This is a genomic window from Ruegeria sp. AF8 (assembly GCF_056541825.1).
Map to the genome: position 1 here is coordinate 1,052,680 of NZ_JBQFYW010000001.1, position 25,213 is coordinate 1,077,892.

Genomic DNA, 25,213 nt, shown 5'->3' on the forward strand with positions numbered 1-25,213 from the left:
CCGGGCGCTCCTCACCTCGCCCGGACATGGTGATATTACGGCGTGATCATCACCTTTCCATCTGTCTTTTTCAGGGCATCGGCCAATCCCGCCACCACGTCGCGCAGGGGCAGGCGGGCCGAAACATCGGTTTTCCAGCGCCCGTCGGCAAAGCGCGCCTGCACTTCGCCCACAACCCGCATCTGATCGGCGGGCGGGGTTTCCGTCATCCAGCGGGTCAGCCAGAACCCTTCGATCCGCTTGCCCATGAAGATGAACTGCCCCATCTGCGTGAGCCGGGGCAATTCGGCGCTGAGTTTGCCATAGATCACCCAGCGGGCATTGTTTGGCATCGCGGCAAAGACCTGTTCCGAAAGCTGGTCCGAGACGGCGTCCAGAAACACGCGCGGTTTCAGGTTCTTGCAAAGGTTTTCGAATTTCTTGGAAAACTCGGTATCTGAGGTTACCAGAACCTGCTCGGCGCCCAGCCCCTTCAGGGCCTCGGCCGCTTCGGCACGGCGGACCAGCGCGATAGGCTTCAGGCCCAGATCCCGACCCAGGCTGCACATCAGCTTGCCGAGCTGGCTGGTTGCGGCGGACAGGACAAAGGCGTCGCCACCGGCGCGGGCTATATCGACCATCGCCATCGCTGTCATGGGGTTCACGACCTGCGCCGCGCCGTCCTCGTCCGAGATATCGGGGCGCAGCGGGATACACATCTGCGCCTGCGCCACTACGTATTCGGCCCAGGCGCCTGCGCCGGCGGCAACAAATGTCACGCGCTGACCGTTCAGAGCCTCGGCCCCGGTTCCGGTCGCGACCACGTCACCGCACCCTTCGAACCCCGCCGGGGTGCCCTTGACGCGAGGCTGCCCGTACTCGCCCTTGATGAAGTGCAGATCGGAGGGGTTGACCGATGCCGCGCGCAGCCGGATCAAGACCTGCCCCGGACCGGGGACCGGTACAGGGATCTCGGCTCCGGCCAGCCATTCCGAAGCATCATCGATTTCCGGGCCGGTTGCGGTGCCGGAGAATCCGTCCTGCGTCTGAAGAATGGCGAACATGGTTTCCGGAAGGTTTGTCATTCTGACGGTCCTCGGGTCTGATCAGGATGGGGCATCCTGCCGTGGTGCCGGTGCCCGAGATCACGGGGCACGCCTACGGCAGGCGGCGACGCATGATAAGCTCTTGGTTCGTCAGAGCCGTGGATTTTTGGCGTGGCGCACGATGGCGTGAAGGGCAGGGTCAAAAGCGGGTCCGGTTCTGCAAATCGATGACCCAACCCAATCATGTAGCGGCGGTAATCGTCAAATTTCCCCGATGGTGACGTGGCGGAATACAGGGCCGCGAAACAGGGACTGGCGCGGACCGCGCCAATCCCTTTCCGTCATTGGGTCAGAAGTTGTTTCAGTTCTTCGAATTTCTCGGCGAATGTTTCCGGAGCTGCCCTGATATCGGCAAGAATCACCGCCGCTTCGGCCTTGATGGTCTCGGTCAGGGGGCTGGCCTGAATTGCGGTCATCATCTTGTCGTAGTCGAACCCCTCCTGAGTCAGTATTCCACTGTCCTGCCAGGATTGAACCAGAGCTTCGCCCTGATCGCCGAGCGCTGCGATCTGTTCGTTCGCTGCCTCGGTTGTTGTATTCACGGCGGTGGTTGCCTGTTCGGCGGTTTCGGCGGCCTGTTCGGTAATGGAGGATGCCGCCTCGGTTGCCTGCTGCGCCGCGTTCTGGGCTGCTTCGCCCGCGGCTTCGGTGACCGCGTCTGCCGCTTCGCTGACAGCTTCGCCGGCCTCCTGCGCGGCGCTTTCCAAACGTTCCGCGGGGGTCGGTTCGGGCCGTGTGAGAATATAGTAGGCACTGGCGCCCGCGGCGGCCAGTATCACAGCTATGACGAGAATACGGGACATTCTGTTCTCCTCTAAAAATGTGCCCCAGACATGGTTTGCATTTTGGCGTTGAAAAAGGGGAAGTTTCAGGAAAACCTTGTCATTACCGGATGTTGAGCCATTCCTTGCTGAACTCGAGGAGAAATTGAGCGGTAATACGCCATGCGCAGGGGCAAATGCAAAAAGGGGTCCGACACAGACTGTCGAACCCCTTTTCGTATCTGTTGGCTCCGGCGGTAGGGATCGAACCTACGACCAATTGATTAACAGTCAACTGCTCTACCGCTGAGCTACGCCGGAACGGTTCGCGCCGTATAGCAACACCGGATTTCGGCGTCCAGTGGCAGCGTGACATTTTTTTCCTGTTTCGCTCTTGCCGGGATTTTGGTGTCAGAACTGATAGGTCGCTCCGAAGATCGGCCCTGATTGATCAAAGGTATAGTCTGCTCCGTTGATCTCGTGATCGACTTCGATATAGCGATATCCGCCTCTAAGAAGCCATCGGTCGTTAAGCGCATAGTCGGCCGTCAGCAAGACCTGCCAGGTTTCGCTGCCGCTGCGGAATCCGCCATAATCCAGAAAACCGGTTCCGGACCATCTGTCGGAAAACTGAACCCGGGCGCGCACAGCGATCAGTGGATCGACCCAATCCTCGTCCACGACGCTAGTCCGACCAGGAAGCGTACCGGGGGTCAGGGTAAAGACGGTGTCGGTGCTGTACCATCTGAACCCCGCGCCCGCGTCCAGCGCAACATTGGTATCCTCATATACGCGATACGCGGCGTAGGCATTGAAGAATTGGGTTTTGACGGATGTGTTGAGCTCACCGAAAGCGCTTCCGGAGGTTGCATTGCCAAACGAAATATCGGTCAGCATGTAATCGGCCAGGAAACTCCACCGACCATTTGACGCGCTGAATGCGCCCATGAAGGCAAAATCCAGATTGTCCAGTGCGTCGCTGAAGGACAGGGTCGCGTCAATCGTGCCAAAGGGGGTTTCGGTAGAGGTGTTGGTTTCGGGCGTGAAGAGATAGATTGAAGCCGCGTAGCGCCACTCCCCGTTCTGGGCGGCGGAACTTTTCGGGCAACAGATCGCGGCGAATGCGGCCAGCGCACCAGTGATGACAAGGCTCATGTATTTCATCATATCGTCCCCTTCAAATGTGTTTGGCCCGCCAAAAACCCGGAGCCACGCCGATACGGCGATGAAATTTCCGCTCAGACTAACACAGCAATCAAATTCAGAAAGCGATATGTTGTTTTGGTGTCAGCCCCGGCGGAGGGGAAAGAGGCGTGCACCGCCAAGATCGAAGAGTTTTGGTATCCATCCCGCCGGAAAAGTCATGCCAGTGGATTGATGCCATCGTCATCTGCGCGGCACAGCAGGCCGGAGCGGCCTGATTACTTATGTCATGACCAAAGCAGGTACATTCGCGCATTGGTCGTCGCTGGAAAAACGCGACGATCTATGCGTGATGGGCGATGGGTCGTCTTGATGATTTGCTGATCTGCTATTTCTTCCAGTCCGGATTCAGGTCGCGAAGGCGGGAGCCGGGACCATGGCGCGCCTGATTTGCTCGCAATCTTCGGCGAAGCCTGACGAAGTCGGCACTCAGTGACCGCCAATGCTCGGGGGCTGGCGCAGGGGTTTTTCCAAAATGCGCCCGCCCGATCGTGGTCATGGCATCGGAAAACTCGTCGAAGTCCGGCTCTGGAGCGTCGGGAAAATGTCTGCGCCATTCGGAAACAGCAATCGAAACCGAGGATAGATGGCGGGACCGGATTGCCCTGAGAACCTTGCGCTTCGCAAACCACTCCGAGTCGATGAGCCGCGCGCGGGCCGCGTAGCGCCATTTGCGCAATCGTGCGATATTTGCATTTGCGAGAAACACCAGAGCGGCAACCGTACCCAAAAGCAATGCGGCGCGCTCAAGCTTGGCGCGAAAGTCCAGCAGTTGCCAGCCGCCGGGTGCGGAGCCGGAAACTGTGAGCCCGATCTCTGGAAGCGAGGCGGTTTCCACCGTCTCGGAGTCTGTATTGTACCATTTGACCGATAGCTCCGGCAGTATGACCGATCCACCATCCTGTGCGACATATGCCACGGTCTCTGTACGTGTGCCCGATAAAACGCCGCGGTCTTCCTGTTCCCTGACGCGCGGATCTTTGGGGTATGCGCGCAGAATATCGGTATCGGGGTCTTTGATCAGTTGCGGGATCATCAGGGGGGTCGTGCCGGTGATGCGGGCGGTCACCGATCTTGTCGCGGCACCGCCAACGGTCAATTCGGGGTCGGCATCCAGTTGCTGATCCAGTTCGAACCCCGAGGCGATGATCAGGGGGTCGAGGTCAAGCGCCGCCTCGGGAACGGTTGCGGTGAAGGTCGTTTGCGGAAACTCGGAAACGAACCTGGCCGGCTGGTTTGTATCGGGATCGGTGAAGGTGATGCCGATTTCGCTGGCGGGCAGGATGAAGGACCCCGAGGACAGCGGATAGAGGCGATAGGAACGGCGGACACCGGACCAGGTGTCGCCGTCGACGGTTTCGCTTATCGGTCCCGAAGCCCGCTGCGGCTGCCGGACCAGAAGCGAGGGCCGTTCGATTGCCGGAAACACCGGTGGCTCCGGCATCCAGGTCGGGACCAGCACGGAAATGCGCAACGTGACCGGCTGACCGACAATCGTGGTGTCCCTGTCCAACTCGACCGTGACCCGCGGCTCCTGCGCCAGAACGCCGGTTCCGGCAAGGATCATCGCGGCAAGGATCACCAGAACCCGGATCATTGGCTTGCCTGTGTATTGTCAAAGACGAACCGGTTGCGCAAAAACTCTCCCATATCGGTGTCGATGCTGTCGATCCACTGTTCGGCAGAGACGCCGGATATGTCTTCCATACCGGCTTCGATCTGGGTCGTTGCGCCCCGCTGGCTTTCATTGTCATATGCGATGTCGTCCGCGCCAATGCCGCTTTCTTCGCCAGTGTCCGACTGTTCACGCGTGGATTCGACCTGTTCAACGATCACCCAAGCAATTTCCGCGTTTTCGGCCGCGCCGGGATAGTCGGGGTCCCGTTCCAGAGCGGTCTCAAATGCGCGTGCGCCTGCACGATATTCCCGGTTGCGGATACGTGCCAATCCTTCGGCAAAGGCCGCATCGGCGGTGTCGAGGTCCGCGAAGATTTGTGCGGCACCTTCATATTGCCCGGCACGCAGCATGGCATAACCTTTCCACATCGGATCGGTAAACAGATCGCCCGCCCGGGCGAACTCCTTATTTTTATACGCCAGACGCCCTTGCTGATCAGGAGTCAGGAACCAGTCGCGCCATCCTTCGGCCTGCGCGCCTGTGGGCGCCAGCAGACCCGAAGCGATCAATACGGCAGCCCCCCATCGCATGGTCCAGCCTCGGCGAAACCAGATCAGCGCGATCAGCGCCGCAGGCCAGAGCAGCCACCAGCCGCGATCCTCCCATGCGAGGCTTTCGTCGTTCAACAATGCTGTTTTTTGTGCGGAGCGCAGGGTTCGGGCGATCTGGGAAATGTCGCGGTCATCCGCGGTCATCCCGATGACCGAGACATTTTTCAGACCGGCGATTTGTGCAGGAACCTGACCGGGGGGGAGGGCGACCAGCATCGCCACCGGAGGGGCCGCAGGATCTGTATCCGCAAAGGCCGTCACATCGCCGGGGTTCAGGTCGTCGAGGACAAACAGGACAGCGCCCGGGAATTCCGCGGCCCCGAGAATGTCGGACGCCAGGGCCAAAGCCGCTGTGGCGTCGTTGCCCTCGACCGGCATGACTTCGGGGGTCAGGCTTTGAAGCAATGGGCGCAGGATGCCGGGGTCTTCGGTCAGGGGAGCCACCCTGTGCGCAGTGCCGGAATAGGCCACCAGTGCAGTGCGGGCCCCGGCGCGGGTTGCGATGAGATCAAGGATCTTGAACCGCGCGCGGTCCAGCCGCGAGGGGGCCAGATCGGTTTCGTTCATGGATGGGGTGACCTTGAGCGCGACCACCAGCGGCGCGGTCTCGGCGGTAAGCGGGTTGGGAGCGCGGCTCCAGGTCGGGCCGGCGGCGGCAAGGGTCAGCAGCCCAAGGCAAAGCGCCACACCGTCGATGGGGCGGAACAACCGGTTCGATTCCGAGCCGACCCGCAGGGCCTCGGCCAGATGAGGCGCGATGTGGAGCGCAACTGTTTGCATCTCGCGATGCCGTGGTCGGGCCAGATACCAGAGCAAAGCGATGACCGGCAACAGCAAGAGCCAGACCGGGCGAAGAAAATGGAATGCTTCGAGAAACACAGTCATGCAACTTTCCCCCGAGCGGAGACGAGCAGGACAATAAGCGTCGCGATCCCCAGAAGCGCCGAAGCGGCGCAGAAAATCCAGATAAGGCTCAAGGTCGGGCGAAAGCTGGTCTCTTCCACGATACGCGGCGACATGGAGTCGATCTGTTCGTAAACCTGAGTCAGCGCAAGGCCGTCACCGGCATAGAAAAACGCGCCGCCGGTGCGCGAGGCGATCTCTTCGAGCGTGTTCAGGTCGACCCTGTCCTCGCCGATGCCTTCGGGGTCGCCCACGCCAATCGTCTGAATGACCACGTCTTGCTCGGCGGCGATATCGGCGGCGTTCAGCGGGGTAACGCTGCTGCTGGTGTCGGCTCCGTCGCTGAGCAGGATGACAAGGCGTTCCTCGACCTCGCTGGATTCGAACATGCGGATGGCCAGCCCGATCGCGTCACCGATCGCGGTGTTCGGCCCGGCCATTCCCACCACGGTTTGATCGAGAAAACCGTCGAGGCTCTGCAAGTCCTCGGTAAAGGGCGCCTGAACAAAGGCCCGGGTGCCGAACACGATCAGCGCCATGCGGTCGCTGTCCCTTTCCGCAATAAAACCTTTGAGAACATCCCTGACGATATCCAGCCGTTGCTTTCTTTGCCCGGCCTCGTCAACGAAATCGCGCTGATCCATGGAACCCGAAATATCCAGCGCCAGCACGATGTCCCGAGCGGATTTTTCGATCACCACCGGCTCGCCGAGACGTTCGGGCTTTGCCAGGCCGATCACGATCATCGCCCAGATGCAGATCGCCGCCACCATCTGAACCCGCCTGCGCCGTAGAACGGCAGCGCCCGATTTCGGCTCGATTCCCGCAGCATCGGCGATCTGGCGAAAGAACGGAACGCGGATTGCGGCGGTTTCCTCGCGATGAACGGGCGCAAAGCGCCAGACCAGCCAGGGCAGGGGCAACAGCAGCAAGAGCCAGGGATGCGCCAGAGTTATCATTTCGGATTACCCCGGGACAGTGAGGTGCCTTGATGCGTGGTGATCCAGTCGCGTGCAAGTTTTCCCAACCCCGGCACGTCTGCGGCGGCCTGATACGGGGCCGAAGCGATGGCGCGTCCCGGACCGTCAGAAAAGCCCGTTCCCTTCATTGTGCTGTCGAGGAATTTCAGCCAGTCGTCACCAATGAGACCCGCGACCTCTGCGCGCGGAAATCCGGCCAGAGCGGTCCGGCGAACAATCGAAGCAATCTGTGCGGGGTCGTCGCCGGCGGCCTGCAAGGCGCGCAGACCAGCGCGGCGATAGGCGGATGCACGGCGGCGTTTTGCGATTGCGAAAACCATCCAGCCTGTCAGCGCAGCCATCCCCAGCACAAGCCAAAACCACCCGGCGGTTTGCGGCATCATCGAAATCGGCGGCGGTTCAGGCGCCGGTTCCAGAAGATCCAGCAGTTCGACAAGATTGAGACCGTCGAGATGCTCGCTCATGACCGCCTCATCAAACGCGATATCTGATCAAGCGCGGGTGTGTCGGTGGACAACGGAAACAGCGGCAACCCGTATTTCCGGGACCAACCGGTGACAGGCGCAAGACGTTCGCGCGCAAGGGTTTCGACACGGCGATGAATGTCCGGTGCGCCGGTATCGATTGCCGCTTGCAGCGAGCCGTCGGAAAGCGCCAAAACCGCGTTCCCGGGAAGGTTTTCGGATATAGGATCGGTGACGCTGAACAGCAGCAGGTCATTGTGTTGCGAGAGTCTGCGGATCAGGGGTTCTGTCGAAGGATCGACACCGTCGAAATCGGAAAACACCAATACGAGATAATTGGTTTTTGCAATCCGGGAGGCCGCGCGCAGCACGTCATTGAATACGTTCTGCCGCCCCGCGGACGTTCGGGCCGATAACCGCCCATTCGCGTCGGCGACCGAGGCCAGAAAGCGCCGCAGCGCTTTGGGCGAGCGCACAGGGCGGTGTTCGGCGATCGTGTCGTCTCCGAATACCAGACCACCGACGCGATCGCCTTGCGCCAGAACGAGATGCGCGGCGATGGCTGCCGCTTCGGCGGCGATGACGGATTTCATGTAGACCCGGCTGCCAAAAAACATCGACATGCGCTGATCAACCAACAGCAGGGTGGGGCGGTCACGCTCTTCGGTATAGACCCGGACATGCGGTGTACCGGTGCGCGCGGTCACCTTCCAGTCCAGCGTCCGGATGTCATCGCCGGGAAGATAGGTGCGCAGTTCCTCAAAGTTGAGGCCCCTGCCGCGCAACTTGGAGGCATGGCGGCCGTTCAGAACCGAATTGGCGGGTTGCCGCGGCATAAAGTTCAGCCTGGCCGCGCGCCGCCGGAGCGCAACAAGCCGGGGCAGATCGACGTGGATCCGAGGATCGTGTCTGGTGTCAGATTGTGATCCACTGTTGGGCATAAGCGATACCTTGCACCGATGGCCGCCCCGGAATTCAGGGCAGCGCCACCAGTTTGATGATTTCGTCCGTCACGTCGTCCTGTGACATTCCGTTTCCCTGTGCCTCGTAGCTGAGCGCGATGCGGTGCCTGAACACGTCATGCGCAATGGCGCGAACATCCTGCGGGTCGACATAGTCGCGCCCTGACAGCCAGGCATGGGCGCGGCTGCACTTGTCGAGCGCGATGGACGCGCGCGGGCTTGCGCCGATCTCGATCCAGCTTGCGAGATCGTCGCTCAGTGCCTTTGGCGTGCGCGTGGCATAGACCAGATCGGCGAAATAGCGTTCCATTGCGTCGGCGACGTGAACAGCTGCGATTTCGGCGCGGGCATCGAACACGGCCTGTTGCGGGATGGGTTCCGGTTTCGTTGCCGGGGCTTGCACGGGCCGATTGGCGGCCTGTTCCTCGGACCTGACAAGGCTGATGACTTTGACCTCGTCCTCGACCGGGGGATAGAGAATGTTCACATGCATCAGAAACCGGTCCATCTGTGCTTCGGGCAACGGATAGGTTCCTTCCTGCTCAATCGGGTTTTGCGTCGCCATGACGATGAACAGGGGGGGCATCTTGTGCGTTGTGCCCGAGACCGTGACCTGCCGTTCCTCCATGGCCTCCAGCAATGCAGCCTGCACTTTTGCGGGCGCCCGGTTAATTTCGTCGGCCAGAACGATGTTGGCAAAAATCGGGCCGGGTTCGAAACGGAACTCGGATTTCCCGGCGCCCTGTATATAGACCTCTGTTCCGGTGACATCCGAAGGCAGTAGATCGGGCGTGAACTGAATGCGGCTGAACTGCGCATCCAGGTTCTTCGCCATCGCCTTGACGGCACGGGTCTTGGCAAGGCCGGGCAATCCCTCGATCAGCAGATTACCGTTGGTCAGAAGGCCGATCAGCAATCGATCGATTACGTCGACTTGACCGATAATGGATTGGCCCATGCGGGCCTTCAGATCGAGAATGCGATCATGTGCGGACATATGCGCGCTTGGCTCCCTATTTGGTCATAAGGACATAACCGCACAATCAATGTTGTGGGCTTTTTCAGTCCGGATGTGATTTCCGTCAATGGCATTTTATCTATCTATTTGAAATTGTTAATCGAAAAATCTACCATCGCGGCAATGGGAGAAAAGGCCGAAGTGGGAGGAACAGGCAAGTGCCCTGATAAAGGGATGAAATTTAACACATGAAAGGATGAAAATGTGTATCATGCCTCTGTTTATCGAAAATCAAACAGGATCTGGAAAATGATTACGTCTTCGACTTCCCGACGCGTTTTGCGTCGAATGGCGGTATTATCTTGTGCGATGCTAGTTTCTGCGTCCGCCTGGGCGCAGGATCAAAAACCCAACATTCTTGTTATATGGGGCGATGATGTCGGACAGTCGAACATCTCGGCCTATACGATGGGCCTCATGGGGTATCGCACGCCCAATATCGACAGAATCGCCGATGACGGAATGATCTTTACCGACTATTACGGCGAACAATCCTGCACTGCAGGCCGGTCGTCTTATATCATGGGGCAGTCCGTGTTCCGCACCGGCCTGTCCAAGGTGGGCCTGCCGGGCGCCGATCTGGGCATGCAGGAGGAAGACCCGACCATTGCCGGCCTGCTCAAGGCTGAAGGGTATGCCACCGGGCAGTTCGGCAAGAACCATCTGGGCGACAAAGACGAACACCTGCCGACCAATCATGGTTTTGACGAGTTCTTTGGCAATCTCTATCACCTCAATGCCGAGGAAGAGCCAGAGAACGAGGACTATCCCGGCGACGCGGTGCTGCCGGATGGCCGCACCTTCCGAGAAGCTTATGGTCCCCGCGGCGTGATCAAGTCCAAGGCGGACGGCACGATCGAGGATACCGGCCCGCTGACCCGCAAGCGGATGGAAACCGTGGATGACGAAACCGTCGCCGCCGCCATCGACTTCATCAAGCGCGCCAACGAACAGGGCACGCCCTTTTACGTCTGGTGGAATGGCACCCGGATGCATTTCCGCACCCATGTGGCGGATGACCGGCGCAACCCCGGCAATGACGAATATACCGACGGCATGCTGGAACATGATATGCATGTGGGTCAGTTGCTGGACGTGCTTGACGAACTGGGCATCGCCGACAACACCATCGTGCATTACTCCACCGACAACGGCCCGCACATGAACACCTGGCCGGATGCTGCGATGACGCCGTTCTGGGGTGAAAAGAACACCAACTGGGAAGGCGGTTGGCGGGTGCCGTCGATGGTACGCTGGCCCGGACTGATCGAACCCGGATCGGTCAGCAATGAGATCATGCATCACATGGATTGGCTGCCGACCTTTTTGGCTGCGGCGGGCCGCGACAACATCAAGGATGAGTTGAAGCAGGGTGGCGTTCAGGCCATCGGGCGTGAATACAAGGTTCATCTGGATGGCTATAACTTCATGCCCTTTTTCAAGGGCGAGGTAGAGGAAGGGCCGCGCCGCGAAATCTTCTATTTCTCGGATGACGGCGATCTGACGGCGCTGCGTTATGACGACTGGAAGCTGATCTTTCTGGAGCAGAAAGTCTGGGGCACCCTGCGGGCCTGGATGGAGCCGTGGACAGAGTTGCGGGTTCCTTTGATTGTCAATCTGCGCCGCGACCCTTATGAGCGGGCTTACCGCACGTCCAACACTTATTACGACTGGTTGCTCGACCGTGCGTACTTCCTGGTTCCGGCTCAGCAATATGTCGGAAATTTCCTGGCGACATTCCAGGAATTCCCGCCGCGCCAGAAAGCTGCAAGCTTCAATCTGGATCAGGTTATGGAAAAGATGATCGCGCCCGTGGGCGACTGATCGCGGCCAAATTCACTGAAACGGACCGCCGCGCGTCGGCGGTCCGTTTTGTTTGATGAGGACTGACTAAAGTCCGTTCAGCCCCGACGACGACGACGGCGGCCGCCCGATGTCTCGGCGTCGCCGCCGGAATTGATGTTGAATGAAGGCGACGGCAGCGTGACGATCTGGCTCAATTCCGGGAACGGATCGGTCTTGTGCGGGATCGCATTGGCGGCGACGAAATGTTCCTGGAATTTCGGTTCGATCGCGGTTTCGACCTTGGTGATCTCGCGCACGACCCGTTCGATCTCGGCCCGCGAGGCGATATTGCACAAGGCGATGCGCGCACCGGTGCCGGCCGCGTTGCCCGCGCTTGTTACCTTCTCCAGCGGGGCGTCGGGGATCATGCCCAGAACCATGGCGTGTTTGGTCGAAATATGCGCACCAAAGGCTCCGGCCAGAACGACACGGTCGACCTTGTCCACATGCATCTCATCCATCAGCAGACGCGCACCGGCATACAGCGCCGACTTGGCGAGCTGGATCGCCCGGATGTCGCCCTGCGTCACGGTGATGCGCGGGCCGCCTTCGGCGCTGGCGTCGTGGATCAGATAGCAATGGGTCCGGCCCTCGGGAATGCAACGGTCGGTGCCGGTCTGTTCGGCCGAGCCGATTAGACCGCTTTCGTCCAGCAAACCGGCCATCCGCATTTCGGCGACGGCCTCGATGATGCCCGAACCGCAAATGCCGGTGATACCGGTTGTCGCGATTTCGGCGTCAAAGCCTTCTTCGTCCGACCATTTTTCCGAACCGATGACACGGAAGCGCGGCTCTTTCGTTTCGGGGTCGATCTCGATCCGTTCAATGGCGCCGGGTGCGGCGCGTTGTCCGGAACTGATCTGTGCGCCTTCGAACGCCGGACCGGTGGGCGAGGAGCAGGCCAGAACCCGGGACTTGTTGCCAAGCAGGATTTCCGCATTGGTACCGACATCGACGATCAGAACCAGATCATCGGATTTTCCGGGTTCTTCGGACAGGGCCACCGCGGCGCAATCCGCGCCGACGTGACCGGCAATGCAAGGCAGGACATAGACCTGCGCGCGCGGGTTCATGGCGGTCAGATCCATCTCGCGGGCGGGCAGGGATAGGCTTTCCGAGGTCGCCAGCGCAAACGGTGCCTGGCCAAGCTCCACCGGATCGATGCCCAGCAGCAAATGGTGCATCACCGGATTGCAGACAAAGACCGTTTCCACGATCAACTCGGGCACAATACCGGCCTCTTCGGCGATGGCTGTGGTCAGGTCGTTGATCGCCTCGCGCACAGCGCGGGTCATCTCCTGATCGCCGCCGGGATTCATCATCGCATAGGACACCCGGCTCATCAGGTCTTCGCCAAAGCGGATCTGCGGGTTCATCAGACCGGACGAGGCCTTGACCTGACCGGTTTCGAGATCGGTCAGATGCGCGGCAATCGTGGTGGAGCCGAGGTCAATGGCCAGCCCGTACAGACCGCTTTCATGCAGGCCGGGCCAAATTTCCACAATGCGGGCGGTGGTACCCTTGTGGCCCTTGTGAACGGCCACGGTGACTTCCCATTTGCCTTTGCGCAATACCGGCTGAAGCTTTGACAGCAAGGAGAGATCGGCAGTGACCGCCTCGATTTCCCATTGCTGGCGCAGGGCGCGTTCCAGCCGTTCCAGATCGCCGGTGGGCGAATGCATGTCCGGTTCTTCTACGACAACGAAATACAGTCGCGTCGCCGGATCCATGGTGATGGCCCGCGCCGTGGCGGCCTTGCGAACCACCTGCCGGTGTACCTGGCTTTCCGGTGGCACGTCGATGACGACATTGCCCTGCACCGTTGCCTGACAACCCAGCCGGCGGCCCGGTTTCAAACCGCGCTTGTCGTCGTAGCGCTGCTCGACCGCGTTCCATTCGCTGAGCGCGCCGTCCTTGACGGTCACGCCATGCTTGGGAAATTCGCCATAGGATGGCGTGATCTGACATTTCGAGCAGATGCCGCGCCCGCCGCAAACCGAGTCGAGGTCCACGCCCAACTGCCGGGCCGCCGTCAGGATCGGTGTCCCAAGCGGAAAATGGCCGCGCTTGCCGGAGGGGGTGAAGACAACAAGAGGATCGCTGGTCATGACTGGCCTGCCTTTGGAATTCGTGCGTTCGACGTGCAACATATGAGTTTGCGCGAAAAGGGAAAGGCACTGAACGGCAGGTTTCGGGCGAGTAGCGTCGTTTTCGGGCCACCGGTGCGAAAAAGATGAGCCGGAGATTCGCCTTTGGCCGCCCGAGCTATTTGGGCCGATCTTTGTGCGGGGGCTTTTACTTGGCCGGAAACCATGCCATAGGGTCACCGCCAAACGGGGTTTTGCATGGGGTATACAGATGCAGATTCGTGAGGCTCTCACCTTTGACGACGTACTACTGGTTCCGGCGGCCTCGTCCGTGCTGCCATCCACGGCGAATACCGCTACGCGCGTGACGCGCGAGATCAGCATGAACATTCCGCTGCTCAGCTCGGCCATGGACACGGTGACCGAGTCGCGCATGGCCATTGCCATGGCGCAGGCGGGCGGTATAGGCGTCATCCACAAGAACCTGGGCGTCGAGGAACAGGCACGCGAGGTGCGCCGGGTCAAGCGGTTTGAATCGGGCATTGTCTACAACCCGGTCACACTGCGCCCGGATCAAACGCTGGCAGATGCCAAGGCTTTGGTTCAAAGGTATAATTTCACCGGTTTTCCGGTGGTCGATGACAAGGGCCGCGTGGTTGGCATCGTCACCAACCGTGACATGCGCTTTGCGAATTCGGACGACACGCCGATCCGGGTCATGATGACCTCGAACAACCTTGCGATGCTGCGTGAACCCGCAGATCTGGAAGAGGCAAAGAGCCTGATGAAGGCGCGGCGGATCGAAAAGCTGCTGGTCGTGGACAATGATGGCAAGCTGACCGGGCTGCTGACGCTGAAAGATACCGAACAGGCGGTTCTGAACCCGACCGCCTGCAAGGACCGTCTGGGGCGTCTGCGGGTGGCGGCCGCCAGCTCGGTCGGGGATTCCGGTTTCGAACGGTCCGCGGCGCTGGTCGACTCGGGTGTGGACATCGTTGTCGTTGACACCGCCCATGGCCATTCGGCGGGGGTGATCGACGCCGTCAAGCGCGCCAAGACGCTGTCGAACGAAGTTCAGATCATCGCCGGAAACGTCGCGACGGCGGATGCGGTAAAGGCGCTGATCGATGCGGGCGCGGATGCCGTCAAGGTCGGCATCGGGCCGGGGTCGATCTGTACCACGCGTATGGTGGCCGGCGTCGGTGTGCCGCAATTGACCGCCATCATGGATTGCGCCGAGGCCGCCGGAGACGTGCCGGTCATCGCCGATGGCGGCATCAAGTTTTCCGGGGATTTCGCCAAGGCCATCGCGGCGGGGGCTTCCTGCGCCATGGTCGGGTCGATGATCGCGGGCACCGACGAAAGCCCCGGCGAAGTGATCCTGTATCAGGGCCGGTCGTTCAAATCCTACCGCGGCATGGGAAGCCTTGGCGCAATGGCGCGCGGTTCGGCGGACCGGTATTTCCAAAAGGACGCCGCCAGTGACAAGCTGGTGCCCGAGGGGATCGAAGGGCAGGTGCCTTACAAAGGCTCGGCCAGCGCGGTCATCCATCAGCTTGTCGGCGGTTTGCGGGCGGCCATGGGCTATACCGGTTGTGCCAGCGTCGAGGAAATGCGCAACAACTGCCGGTTCGTCAAGATCACGGGCGCGGGCCTCAAGGAAAGCCACGTGCATGACGTGCAGATCACACGTGAGAGCCCGAACTATCGAATCGGTTAGAAGCCCGGGGCTTTGAAACCGGCGTTGGTGCATCCGACTCTGGCTTTCGTTTCAGCCTTTGCCATCCAAAAATGCCGCGGGTATGCGCCGCACAACCACAACAGACCGGACCTCGTCATGACCCCCGCCGCCCGCGTTCAGGCCGCCATCGACATTCTCGACTTGATTCTGGCTGGAGTGCCGGTCGAGAAAGCCCTGACCGGATGGGCGCGCCGCAGCCGGTTTGCCGGCTCAAAAGACCGGGCCGCCGTTCGGGATCACGTGTTCGGCGCGCTGCGCTGCAAACGGTCTTTTGCGGCTTTGGGGGGAGAAGAGACGGGCCGTGGCCTGATGCTCGGTTCGATCCGGGCCGCGGGTGAAAACCCGATGCATCTGTTCACCGGTGAGCGGCATGCGCCTCGGACGGTTGGCGAGGATGAGGTCGGTCGCCCTCCCGACGAGGGAGGCGAGGAAAACGATTTGCCGGACTGGTTGTGGTCGCGTTTTCAGAACAGCCTTGGGGAAGGGGCGCAGGCGGCCGCGCAAGCGCTGCGCCATCGTGCACCGGTTCATCTGAGGGTCAATCGCCTCAAGGCCGATTTGCCGTATGCGGCCGAGGTTCTGGCAAGCGACGGGATTGAAAACCGCCCCCATACCGCGTGTGACACTGCATTGGAGGTCACCTCGGGCGCGCGGAGGGTCGCGCAAAGCAGGGCCTATCTGGACGGTCTGGTGGAACTGCAGGATGCCGCCAGCCAGGCGGTTGTTGCGGCGCTGCCGTTGCGCCCCGGCCTGCGGGTACTGGATTATTGCGCCGGGGGCGGTGGCAAATCGCTTGCGCTGGCCGCGTATCCGGGCGTTTCGGTTTTTGCCCACGATGCAGCACCGGCCCGAATGCGCGACCTGCCTGCGCGCGCAAAACGCGCGGGTGTTTCCATCAGCCTGCTAGACCGGGCCGGAGTCGCGGGCAACGGCCCCTACGATATCGTTCTGACCGACGCGCCATGTTCGGGCAGCGGCTCCTGGCGTCGTGCACCTGCCGGGAAATGGGCTTTGACGCCTGCACGGCTGAGTGAACTGCGCGAAATTCAGGCCGCGATCCTGATGCAAGCTTCGGAATATGTCGCAAAAGGCGGTATTCTTGCCTATGCAACTTGTTCGATGCTGCGCGAAGAAAATCACGATGCGGTGAACACTTTTCTCGAGAAGCGCCCGGATTGGCGCATGCTGTTTGACCGTCTGTGGTCGGTTTCCCATGGTACAGACGGTTTTTATACCGCTCACTTGACGCAGGTCGAAACCTCCAAATAACAACTATAGGTGGAGGCATCCGTTAAGCTGGGATTAACCTCGGTTGCGCGAGATACTCTGGTCACAGAAATCAGACGGAGTCTTGCAGTGTCTGCAATCGCCGATCCGGTAGCACCAGGTCCCCCCCGGCCCCGAGCGAAACCATGGCGCAGCATAGTATTGTTCGCTTGTATCGTGGCCATCCTGTTTACCGCTTTGACCGGCAATTTGCCCGAAGGTGCCACACAGGGCTTTTACGCAGTGGGTTTGTCTCTGTCTCTGGTTTTGATCCTGTTCACCATTCGCGAATGGTATTTGGACCGCCGCATTAAATTCGCCGATGAACTTGCCGCTTCGTATCTTCAATACGATGCGACACCGGGATTGATTGCAAACGCGCAAGGCACTGTTCGGTTTGCCAATCCGGCAGCGAAGGAATGTTTCGAATTCGGCTATGCCCCAAATCTGAACAATCTGTTGCGCGGAACTGTCCCTTGTCCGGCAGCCATATTGCTACGTTTGCAGTCCGGTGCGCAAAAAAAGGGATATGCAAGCGACGATCTCGCCACTGGTCGCGGTAATCTTAGTATTTCGGTTCAATCTCTTGAGAACGATACGTTTCTTTGGCGCGTGAATTTTGCGGCCCATGCCGACGTGTCAAACGGTACCGATGGCAAGGGAATTCCCGTGTTGGCATTGGGGCGATCAAACGCGATCGTATTTGCGAATGCCGCCGCGCGGGAGTTGTTCGGGTGTTTGCCCGGAAACTTGCAGCAGATTGTTGGCGAACAAAACCTCGAATCTGGGTCGATAATTCAGGTCGCGGGCGAGAACGGAACCGTGCCCGTCGTGGTCTACGAAATCCGGGAAACTGTCGGACGCAGGAAAATCGCGCTATACCCGATCCGCGCCGACGAACTCGAAGCGTCCGGCCCCTCGCTCCGGGACTTGCCAGTTCCTCTGATGCGCCTTTCCTCTCAAGGTATGGTTCTGGAGACCAATCCGCTTGCGGATGATTTGCTGGGCGACACACCGGCGGTGAATACACCCATTGATCAGTTCATGCAGGGGCTTGGCCGCCCGCTTTGCGATTGGCTGCGCGAAACGGTGGACGGGATCGCCAAACCCCGGTCGGAATTCCTGCGCCTCAATCGGTCGGACCGGGAAACATTTGTCCAGGTCACGCTCAGCAAGGTGAACCATCTTGGCGAAACCAGTTTGATTGCCGTTCTCAACGACGCGACTGAACTCAAAACCCTTGAGGCGCAGTTTGTCCAAAGCCAGAAGATGCAGGCCGTCGGACAATTGGCGGGGGGTGTAGCCCATGACTTCAACAATCTGTTGACGGCCATTTCGGGCCATTGCGACCTTTTGCTGTTGCGCCACGATCAGGGCGACCCGGACTATGGTGATCTCATCCAGATCAACCAGAATGCAAACCGGGCCGCCGCTCTGGTCGGGCAGTTGCTTGCGTTTTCGCGCAAGCAGACCTTGCGCCCTGAAACGCTGGACATGCGTGACACGCTGTCCGATCTCATTCATTTGCTGAACCGTCTCGTCGGCGAGAAAATTACCCTGACCCTGAGTCACGACCCGGTTCTGAAACCTGTTCGCGCCGACAAGCGCCAGTTGGAACAGGTCCTGATGAATCTGGTCGTGAATGCGAGAGACGCCATGCCTCAGGGAGGGGAGGTGCGCATCGAAACCGAAGTCGTCGTCTTTGAGCAGCCGCTGAAACGCGACAGGGCGGAAATGCCGATTGGTGAATACGTGTCGGTCAAGGTGATCGATGAGGGCGTCGGCATAGCGCCGGACAAACTGCAAAAAGTTTTCGAGCCGTTTTACACCACAAAGCGGACGGGTGAGGGCACGGGGTTGGGCCTGTCGACAGTATACGGAATCGTCAAGCAGACCGGTGGCTTCATCTTTGTCGACAGTGTCGAGGGCAGGGGATCGGAATTCACCCTGTACCTGCCGGTTTGGAAAGAAGTCGAAAATGTCAGACCCGAATCGTCGGACGTCAATGCCGCCCCTGCACCGAAACATGGCGAAGGCGTCGTGCTGCTGGTGGAAGACGAAGCTTCGGTCCGCGCCTTTGCTTTGCGGGCGCTGAGGATGCGGGGCTATACCGTGCTCGAGGCGGAGACGGGCGAAGAAGCGTTGGAGTTGCTGGATGACGGTGACATTGTCGTGGATGTCATCGTGACAGATGTGGTCATGCCGGGAATGGACGGTCCGACCTGGGTGAAGAAGGCCCTTAGGCACCGTCCTGACGTCAGGGTCATTTTCGTTTCGGGATACACGGAAGGGGCCTTTGGCGAAACAGAACCTGAAATCGCGCACTCGGTTTTCCTGCCAAAGCCATTTTCATTGAACCAGTTGACGGAAACTGTGTTTCACCAGCTCTCCTAGACGCACAGGATGGCGCGCGGGCGTTTGGCACCATCACATTGCCGACTGATACAGGTCAAAATCTTCTGAGTGACTGCGGCGCAGAAGGTGTTCCGTCTCTTCACGGAGGATCAGCGGCATGGTTGGGGAGATGTTTATTTGCGGCGTATCGATTTTGATCTTCAGCCGGTTCTCCAGAAATTCGATGAGTTTCTGCTGGTGATCATATTTGAACAGATATGAAACCTCGGCACCGCCCGGTCGGGGGGACAGGAATTTCGCCTGGCTTCCGACATGGGCGAAGGCCGGCTGGTTATCCCTCATCAGGTAGGCGCGGACAAATTCGTCGAAATTGACCTTCCCGGTCGAAGTGGGCTTTCCATCCAAGGACGGGCGGCGACGATACCGATACCAGCTTCCCAGCCAGTCAATCGGTTCGCGCACGACCGCCATAACCTCAAGTTCGGCGTTCATGACCTTGGTGAACATGGCATTGATAAACCGGTCGTATCTGCGAAGCGGTGCATGTTTCAATTCCGGCGGGCCCGACACGACAACGTCGGCCCGGGCCTGCAGGGCCGACTGAAACGCCGTGGACCCGGTTTTGGGAACGGACAGCAGGACCAGACGTTCTTTATAAAAAACAATCATTTAGCTTGCGCGCTTTCTTTGGGTGCTAAGAAAAGATTGCCGTAAAGGACTCCTTAATACAATTGGAGAAAAATCGTTAAAGAAGTTTTGAGTTGAAATGTTCTCCTTTTGGTCCCATAAGGAACAAGAGGCGAACAAAGCAGCGATTGCCGCCCGTTCAAGGGTGTGACAAAAGGAAGGCGACAGGACAATGGCGGATCTTCTGACGATGAGCAGCAAGCAAAACGCGGACAAGCAAAAAGCGCTGGACAGCGCGCTGGCCCAAATCGAACGTCAATTCGGCAAAGGGTCGATCATGAAGCTGGGCGGCGACAACGCGCTGCCCGAGATCGAGGCGAGTTCGACCGGGTCGCTGGGCCTGGACATCGCGCTTGGCATCGGCGGCCTGCCAATGGGTCGCATCGTTGAAATTTACGGCCCGGAAAGTTCGGGCAAGACAACGCTCACGCTGCATTGCATCGCGGAACAGCAAAAGCGCGGCGGCGTTTGCGCTTTTGTGGATGCCGAACATGCGCTTGATCCGCAATACGCCCGCAAGCTGGGCGTCGATCTGGATGAACTGCTGATCTCGCAGCCGGATACCGGCGAACAGGCGCTTGAGATCACTGACACGCTGGTGCGCTCGGGAGCGGTCAACATGGTCGTCGTCGATTCGGTCGCGGCCCTGACACCGAAATCGGAGCTGGAGGGCGATATGGGCGACAGCAATGTCGGCGTACAAGCCCGATTGATGAGCCAGGCCATGCGTAAGCTCACCGGTTCGATCAGCCGTTCGAATTGTATGGTGATCTTTATCAACCAGATCCGCATGAAGATCGGCGTGATGTTCGGCAGCCCGGAAACCACGACCGGGGGCAATGCGCTGAAATTCTATAGCTCCGTGCGACTGGATATTCGCCGCATCGGCGCGATCAAGGATCGCGATGAGGTGGTCGGCAACCAGACCCGTGTCAAAGTCGTCAAAAACAAGGTGGCTCCCCCCTTCAAGCAGGTCGAGTTCGACATCATGTACGGCGAAGGCATCAGCAAGATGGGTGAGCTGCTGGATCTTGGGGTCAAGGCCGGAGTGGTCGAGAAGTCGGGTTCATGGTTCAGCTACGGCGATGAGCGGATTGGCCAGGGGCGCGAAAACGCAAAGACCTATTTGCGCGAAAACACCCGCGTGGCGTTCGAAATCGAAGACAAGATTCGCGCGGCCCATGGACTGGAATTCGACATGCCGCCCGGATCGGAAGAGGATGACATCCTCGAGGCTTGAAGAACGCTGACGAGAATAGCAGAAATCTCCCGGTTCTGACCGTCAGGCCGGGAAATTTCCGAACAGGGCGGCTTATCGGAGCCGCCTTGTTTCGTTTGGGCGTGTGCGATGTGGACTATCTTCGGGCAGGCGGCTAAACCTTGGCGAACAGTTGAATGTGCGCAAAGAGAGCCAAATGCCCACGCTGAATGAGATCCGCTCCACCTTTTTGAATTATTTCGCCAAACAGGGGCATGAAGTTGTTGCGTCGAGCCCGCTGGTGCCGCGCAACGATCCGACACTGATGTTCGTGAACTCGGGAATGGTTCAATTCAAGAATCTGTTCACCGGTGTGGAAACCCGGGATTACCAGCGTGCCACGACGGCGCAGAAATGCGTTCGCGCGGGTGGCAAGCATAACGATCTGGACAATGTCGGCTATACCGCGCGCCATCATACGTTTTTTGAGATGCTGGGAAATTTCTCGTTTGGGGATTACTTCAAACAGGAAGCGATCCCGTTTGCGTGGGATCTGATCACCAAGGAATTCGGCATCGACAAGAACCGGCTTCTTACGACGGTTTACCACACCGATGACGAAGCTTTTGAAATCTGGAAGAAAGTCGGCGTGCCGGAAGACCGGATCATCCGCATCGCGACGTCGGACAACTTCTGGCAGATGGGCCCGACCGGCCCCTGCGGCCCGTGCACGGAAATCTTCTATGATCACGGCGACCACATTTGGGGCGGCCCTCCGGGCAGTGCCGAGGAAGACGGCGACCGGTTCATCGAGATTTGGAACATCGTGTTCATGCAGAACGAGCAGTTCGAGGATGGCTCGATGGTGGAACTCGACATGCAGTCGATCGACACCGGCATGGGGCTGGAGCGAATTGGGGCTCTGCTTCAAGGCAGCCACGACAATTATGATACCGATCTGTTCAAGACCCTCATCGAAGCATCCGCCAATGCCACCAACGTCGATCCTTACGGCGATCAGAACGTGCATCACCGGGTGATCGCGGATCACTTGCGCTCTACCTCTTTCCTGATTGCCGACGGCGTGATGCCGGCAAATGACGGTCGCGGTTATGTGCTGCGCCGGATTATGCGCCGGGCCATGCGCCATGCGCATCTGCTGGGGGCCAAAGATCCGGTCATGCATCGTCTGGTGCCGACGCTGGTGCAGTTGATGGGCGCGCAATATGGCGAGCTTGGCCGTGCGCAGGCACTGATCGAAGAAACACTGCATTTGGAAGAAACCCGGTTCAAGCAAACGCTCGACCGTGGCCTGAAGCTGTTGGATGACGAATTGGCTGATCTGGCAGAAGGTGAGCCGTTGTCCGGGGGGGCGGCGTTCAAGCTTTACGACACCTACGGGTTCCCGCTTGACCTGACGCAGGACGCGTTGCGCGAAAAGGGCCGGACTGTGGATACCGACGGCTTTGACGCCGCGATGGCCGAACAGAAGGCCAAGGCGCGCGCCGCCTGGGCCGGCTCGGGCGAAGCAGCGGACAATGCTGTTTGGTTCGACGTTCTGGATGCAAACGGCGCCACCGATTTTCTGGGCTATGAAACCGAGATTGCAGAGGGCCAGATCGTGGCGCTTGTGGCGGATGGCGTACTGGTTGACAGGATCGATGCGGGCGGTTCCGGGTGGGTCGTCGTCAACCAGACACCGTTCTATGGCGAAGCGGGCGGTCAGATCGGGGATACCGGCGTCATCCGCAAGATCGAAGACCGTGACCATGCCGCGGTGGTCAAGGACACCAGGAAATTCGCCGATGCCAAGGTTTATGCCCATTCGGTTACAGTCGAAGGCGGATCAGTCGCAAAGGGCGATCCGGTGGAACTGGAGGTTGATCACGCCCGCCGGACCGCTATCCGCGCCAACCACTCGGCCACACACCTGCTGCATGAGGCGTTGCGCGAAACGCTGGGCGATCACGTGGCGCAGCGCGGTTCGTTGAATGCCGAAGACCGGCTGCGATTCGACTTCAGCCATTCCAAAGCTTTGACCGACGCGGAACTGGCAACGGTGGCTGCCGACGTGAACAGCTATATCCGTCAGAACAGCGCGGTCGAAACCCGCATCATGACGCCCGACGATGCGCGCGGTATTGGCGCGCAGGCCCTGTTTGGCGAGAAATATGGCGATGAGGTTCGCGTTGTGTCGATGGGGCGGGCAGAGACCGGAAAAGGCCAGGATGGGTTGACCTATTCTATCGAGCTTTGCGGCGGCACCCATGTCAAGCAGACCGGTGACATCGGTACATTCGTGCTGCTTGGGGACAGCGCGTCTTCGGCCGGCGTGCGGCGGATCGAGGCATTGACCGGGGCGGTGGCTTTTGAACATCTGTCTCAGGAAGCGTCGCGGCTGGCTGAGGTGTCGGGCATGCTGAAAGCGCAGCCGGCGGATGTCGTCGACCGCGTAAGATCCCTGATGGACGAACGAAAATCCCTGCAGAACGAGGTTGCACAGTTGCGCCGCGAGTTGGCGATGGCAGGTGGCTCGGGGCAGGGCGGCGACCAGGAGGCGCGCGAAGTCAACGGCATTCGGTTCGTTGCGCAGGTTCTGAACGGGGTGTCGGGCAAGGATTTGCCGGCATTGATCGACGAACACAAGGACCGCATTGAAACCGGCGCGGTGTTGCTGATCGCTGACGCTGGCGGAAAGGCAGCGGTGGCTGCGGGCGTGACCAGGGATCTGACCGACCGGGTCTCTGCCGTTGATCTGGTGCGTGCCGCCGTTGCGGAACTGGGCGGCAAGGGTGGCGGAGGCCGCCCGGATATGGCGCAGGGCGGCGGCAAAGATACCGCGAACGCGGATGCGGCCATCAAAGCCGCGGAACAAGTGATTGGAGGATAAGATGGGTGCGCTTTGGATCGCTCATGTCACGGTGACAGATGCTGATGCTTATGGCAAATACGCCGAGCTGGCAGGTCCGGCGATTGCCAAGCATGGCGGCAAGTTCATTGCCCGAGGTGGCCGGTTTGTGCAACTGGAAGGCAAGGAAAGGCCGCGGAACGTGGTGGCGACCTTCCCGTCGGTCGAGGCTGCCGTGGGATGCTACAATTCGCCTGAATATCAGGAAGCGTTAAGCCATGCGCGAGATGCGTCCGAACGCGAATTGATGGTGGTGGAAACCACTGAATAAGCACGAAAAGAAGTAACTGCATTTTTTGAATTGCCCGGCCTGTGCCGGGCTTTTTTTTTGACCGGAATGTAGGCAAGCGGTTCCTCGCCGAACCAAAAATCACCTCATGTCAGCCACATTTCACCCCGGAATTCCGCCACTTTTCCGCCTCAGCAATTAAGGCAGTCGTATCGGCACTCACCTGGGGCGCTACCTGCACTGCTCAAACCCCTCGAGAGGTTCGTTGCGGCGATATTGCTCTGACCGGTTTTCGAGGTGTCGCCATGCTGCCAGTTGGCCCGCGTTTCACAAGCCCGCTTACTGAACGGATCAGGAAGGGGCTATTGGCGTCCTTCGTGGTTGGCGCGGCGATTGTAGCCGGGAACAGCGTCCAGGCCCTGGAAAATCACTATTTGAAAACATCTGTGTCCTTCCCCGCGCCCTCGGGAGCAAAAGGGCTTTGCGAAATCTATACCTGGGCCTGTGCGAGCGTGTCGGCAACAAATGTGGCAGGCGGGCAGGAGATGAATCTGGTCAAGGACGTCAACAGCCGGGTTAACAGAACTACACGCGAGATCGAGGATCAGGCACAATACCGGAAAGCGGAAAAATGGGCGCTTCCGACAAGCAGAGGCGGGGATTGTGAAGATTTCGCTTTGCTGAAGAAGCACAACCTGATCCGGTTGGGGCTGGACCCAAAGAAACTCTTGCTCGCGACGGTGTTGGACAGACGTCGGAATTCGCACGCCGTACTGATTTATCGGTCGGAAATCGGGGATCTGGTTCTGGACAATCTTACGAACCGGATCCGGCCCTGGCGTCAGACCGGGTATGTATTTCTTAGAATGCAGGATCCCCGGCAACCTCGGAACTGGGTCGGGATAAACAACAAGGGTTAGGTACAAAAAAGCGCGCCAAGGCGCGCTTTTTCAATCATGGGCGCTGGATTCAACAAGTTGGATCAGCGTTCGGTCACCGGTTGGAACTGCTACCGCCTTTACCGCCGCCCTTGCCGCCTCCTTTACCGCCGCCCTTGCCGCCGCCTTTACCGCCGCCTTTTCCGCCATTTCCGGACTCATCATCGTTGGCGCCGTTACCTTTGCCGGGGCTGGAGCCTTCACTCCCATTGCCGCCGCCATTGTTTCCCTTGCCACCACCTGTGCCACCGCCGGTATCGCCAGTGCCACCGCCGGTATCGCCAGTGCCACCGCCGGTATCGCCAGTGCCACCGCCGGTATCGCCAGTGCCACCGCCGGTATCGCCAGTGCCAC

General features: G+C 59.6%; 20 protein-coding genes and 1 tRNA gene. 8 read left to right on the forward strand and 13 right to left on the reverse strand.

The window, feature by feature from the left end; all coding sequences use genetic code 11:
- Window positions 1-35: 35 nt before the first annotated feature.
- The 10 genes from ACR0AO_RS05325 to ACR0AO_RS05370 form a co-directional block, all read right to left on the reverse strand.
- Window positions 36-1,064: a zinc-binding dehydrogenase gene (locus tag ACR0AO_RS05325; protein WP_480600736.1), complete on the reverse strand. Its 1,029-nt coding sequence runs from the start codon at window positions 1,062-1,064 to the stop codon at window positions 36-38.
- A gap of 302 nt (window positions 1,065-1,366) precedes the next feature.
- Window positions 1,367-1,888: a hypothetical protein gene (locus tag ACR0AO_RS05330; RefSeq protein ID WP_480600738.1), complete on the reverse strand. Its 522-nt coding sequence runs from the start codon at window positions 1,886-1,888 to the stop codon at window positions 1,367-1,369.
- Between the two features lie 204 nt (window positions 1,889-2,092).
- Window positions 2,093-2,167 (reverse strand) — tRNA-Asn (locus tag ACR0AO_RS05335).
- Between the two features lie 90 nt (window positions 2,168-2,257).
- Window positions 2,258-3,013 carry a porin family protein gene (locus ACR0AO_RS05340; protein WP_480600740.1) on the reverse strand — a complete coding sequence of 252 codons (756 nt, stop codon included), beginning with the start codon at window positions 3,011-3,013 and terminating at the stop codon, window positions 2,258-2,260.
- Between the two features lie 364 nt (window positions 3,014-3,377).
- The gene (locus ACR0AO_RS05345) at window positions 3,378-4,646 is read right to left on the reverse strand and encodes a hypothetical protein (RefSeq protein WP_480600743.1); all 1,269 of its coding nucleotides are present in this window, start codon (window positions 4,644-4,646) and stop codon (window positions 3,378-3,380) included.
- A complete protein-coding gene (locus ACR0AO_RS05350) occupies window positions 4,643-6,163 on the reverse strand; it encodes a VWA domain-containing protein (RefSeq protein ID WP_480600746.1) in 1,521 nt (506 codons plus the stop codon). Before ACR0AO_RS05350 ends, ACR0AO_RS05345 begins: the two co-directional genes overlap by 4 nt.
- On the reverse strand, window positions 6,160-7,140 hold the full coding sequence (locus ACR0AO_RS05355; protein WP_480600748.1) for a VWA domain-containing protein: 981 nt from the start codon (window positions 7,138-7,140) through the stop codon (window positions 6,160-6,162). The genes ACR0AO_RS05350 and ACR0AO_RS05355 overlap by 4 nt, the downstream gene beginning before the upstream one ends.
- Window positions 7,137-7,625, reverse strand: a complete 489-nt coding sequence (locus ACR0AO_RS05360) for a DUF4381 domain-containing protein (protein WP_480600751.1) — start codon at window positions 7,623-7,625, stop codon at window positions 7,137-7,139. Before ACR0AO_RS05360 ends, ACR0AO_RS05355 begins: the two co-directional genes overlap by 4 nt.
- A complete protein-coding gene (locus ACR0AO_RS05365; RefSeq protein WP_480600754.1) occupies window positions 7,622-8,461 on the reverse strand; it encodes a DUF58 domain-containing protein in 840 nt (279 codons plus the stop codon). Before ACR0AO_RS05365 ends, ACR0AO_RS05360 begins: the two co-directional genes overlap by 4 nt.
- Before the next feature lie 139 nt (window positions 8,462-8,600).
- Window positions 8,601-9,584 carry an AAA family ATPase gene (locus tag ACR0AO_RS05370; protein WP_480600756.1) on the reverse strand — a complete coding sequence of 328 codons (984 nt, stop codon included), beginning with the start codon at window positions 9,582-9,584 and terminating at the stop codon, window positions 8,601-8,603.
- A 330-nt stretch (window positions 9,585-9,914) separates the two neighbouring features.
- Here ACR0AO_RS05370 and ACR0AO_RS05375 point away from each other — a divergent pair, with 330 nt between their 5' ends.
- A complete protein-coding gene (locus ACR0AO_RS05375; RefSeq protein WP_480600759.1) occupies window positions 9,915-11,429 on the forward strand; it encodes an arylsulfatase in 1,515 nt (504 codons plus the stop codon).
- A 77-nt stretch (window positions 11,430-11,506) separates the two neighbouring features.
- On the opposite strand, the gene ACR0AO_RS05380 is transcribed toward ACR0AO_RS05375, so the two are convergent.
- Window positions 11,507-13,558, reverse strand: coding sequence for an ASKHA domain-containing protein (locus ACR0AO_RS05380; RefSeq protein WP_480600762.1), 2,052 nt, complete (start codon window positions 13,556-13,558; stop codon window positions 11,507-11,509).
- Between the two features lie 250 nt (window positions 13,559-13,808).
- On the opposite strand from ACR0AO_RS05380, the gene guaB reads away from it, so the two are divergent.
- The 3 genes from guaB to ACR0AO_RS05395 all read left to right on the forward strand — a co-directional run bounded on the left by guaB (window position 13,809) and on the right by ACR0AO_RS05395 (window position 18,938).
- Window positions 13,809-15,257, forward strand: coding sequence for an IMP dehydrogenase (gene guaB, locus ACR0AO_RS05385; protein ID WP_480600765.1), 1,449 nt, complete (start codon window positions 13,809-13,811; stop codon window positions 15,255-15,257).
- 117 nt (window positions 15,258-15,374) lie between these two features.
- Window positions 15,375-16,547 (forward strand): RsmB/NOP family class I SAM-dependent RNA methyltransferase, encoded by a 1,173-nt coding sequence (locus ACR0AO_RS05390; RefSeq protein ID WP_480600768.1) that lies wholly within the window; start codon window positions 15,375-15,377, stop codon window positions 16,545-16,547.
- A 159-nt stretch (window positions 16,548-16,706) separates the two neighbouring features.
- On the forward strand, window positions 16,707-18,938 hold the full coding sequence (locus ACR0AO_RS05395; RefSeq protein ID WP_480600771.1) for an ATP-binding protein: 2,232 nt from the start codon (window positions 16,707-16,709) through the stop codon (window positions 18,936-18,938).
- A 33-nt stretch (window positions 18,939-18,971) separates the two neighbouring features.
- Here the strand turns inward: ACR0AO_RS05395 and ACR0AO_RS05400 are convergent, their stop codons facing one another.
- Window positions 18,972-19,568, reverse strand: a complete 597-nt coding sequence (locus tag ACR0AO_RS05400; protein WP_480600773.1) for a sulfotransferase family 2 domain-containing protein — start codon at window positions 19,566-19,568, stop codon at window positions 18,972-18,974.
- Between the two features lie 190 nt (window positions 19,569-19,758).
- Between ACR0AO_RS05400 and recA the strand changes: the two genes are divergently transcribed.
- From recA to ACR0AO_RS05420, 4 genes are all read left to right on the forward strand, one after another.
- Window positions 19,759-20,826 (forward strand): recombinase RecA, encoded by a 1,068-nt coding sequence (recA, locus tag ACR0AO_RS05405; RefSeq protein ID WP_480600775.1) that lies wholly within the window; start codon window positions 19,759-19,761, stop codon window positions 20,824-20,826.
- A 175-nt stretch (window positions 20,827-21,001) separates the two neighbouring features.
- On the forward strand, window positions 21,002-23,674 hold the full coding sequence (alaS, locus tag ACR0AO_RS05410) for an alanine--tRNA ligase (RefSeq protein ID WP_480600779.1): 2,673 nt from the start codon (window positions 21,002-21,004) through the stop codon (window positions 23,672-23,674).
- A 1-nt stretch (window position 23,675) separates the two neighbouring features.
- Window positions 23,676-23,963 carry a DUF1330 domain-containing protein gene (locus ACR0AO_RS05415; protein WP_480600782.1) on the forward strand — a complete coding sequence of 96 codons (288 nt, stop codon included), beginning with the start codon at window positions 23,676-23,678 and terminating at the stop codon, window positions 23,961-23,963.
- A gap of 263 nt (window positions 23,964-24,226) precedes the next feature.
- Window positions 24,227-24,841 carry a transglutaminase-like cysteine peptidase gene (locus ACR0AO_RS05420; RefSeq protein WP_480600786.1) on the forward strand — a complete coding sequence of 205 codons (615 nt, stop codon included), beginning with the start codon at window positions 24,227-24,229 and terminating at the stop codon, window positions 24,839-24,841.
- 73 nt (window positions 24,842-24,914) lie between these two features.
- Here the strand turns inward: ACR0AO_RS05420 and ACR0AO_RS05425 are convergent.
- Window positions 24,915-25,213 (reverse strand): hypothetical protein (locus ACR0AO_RS05425; RefSeq protein WP_480600791.1); only part of this gene is annotated, 299 nt, incomplete at its 5' end.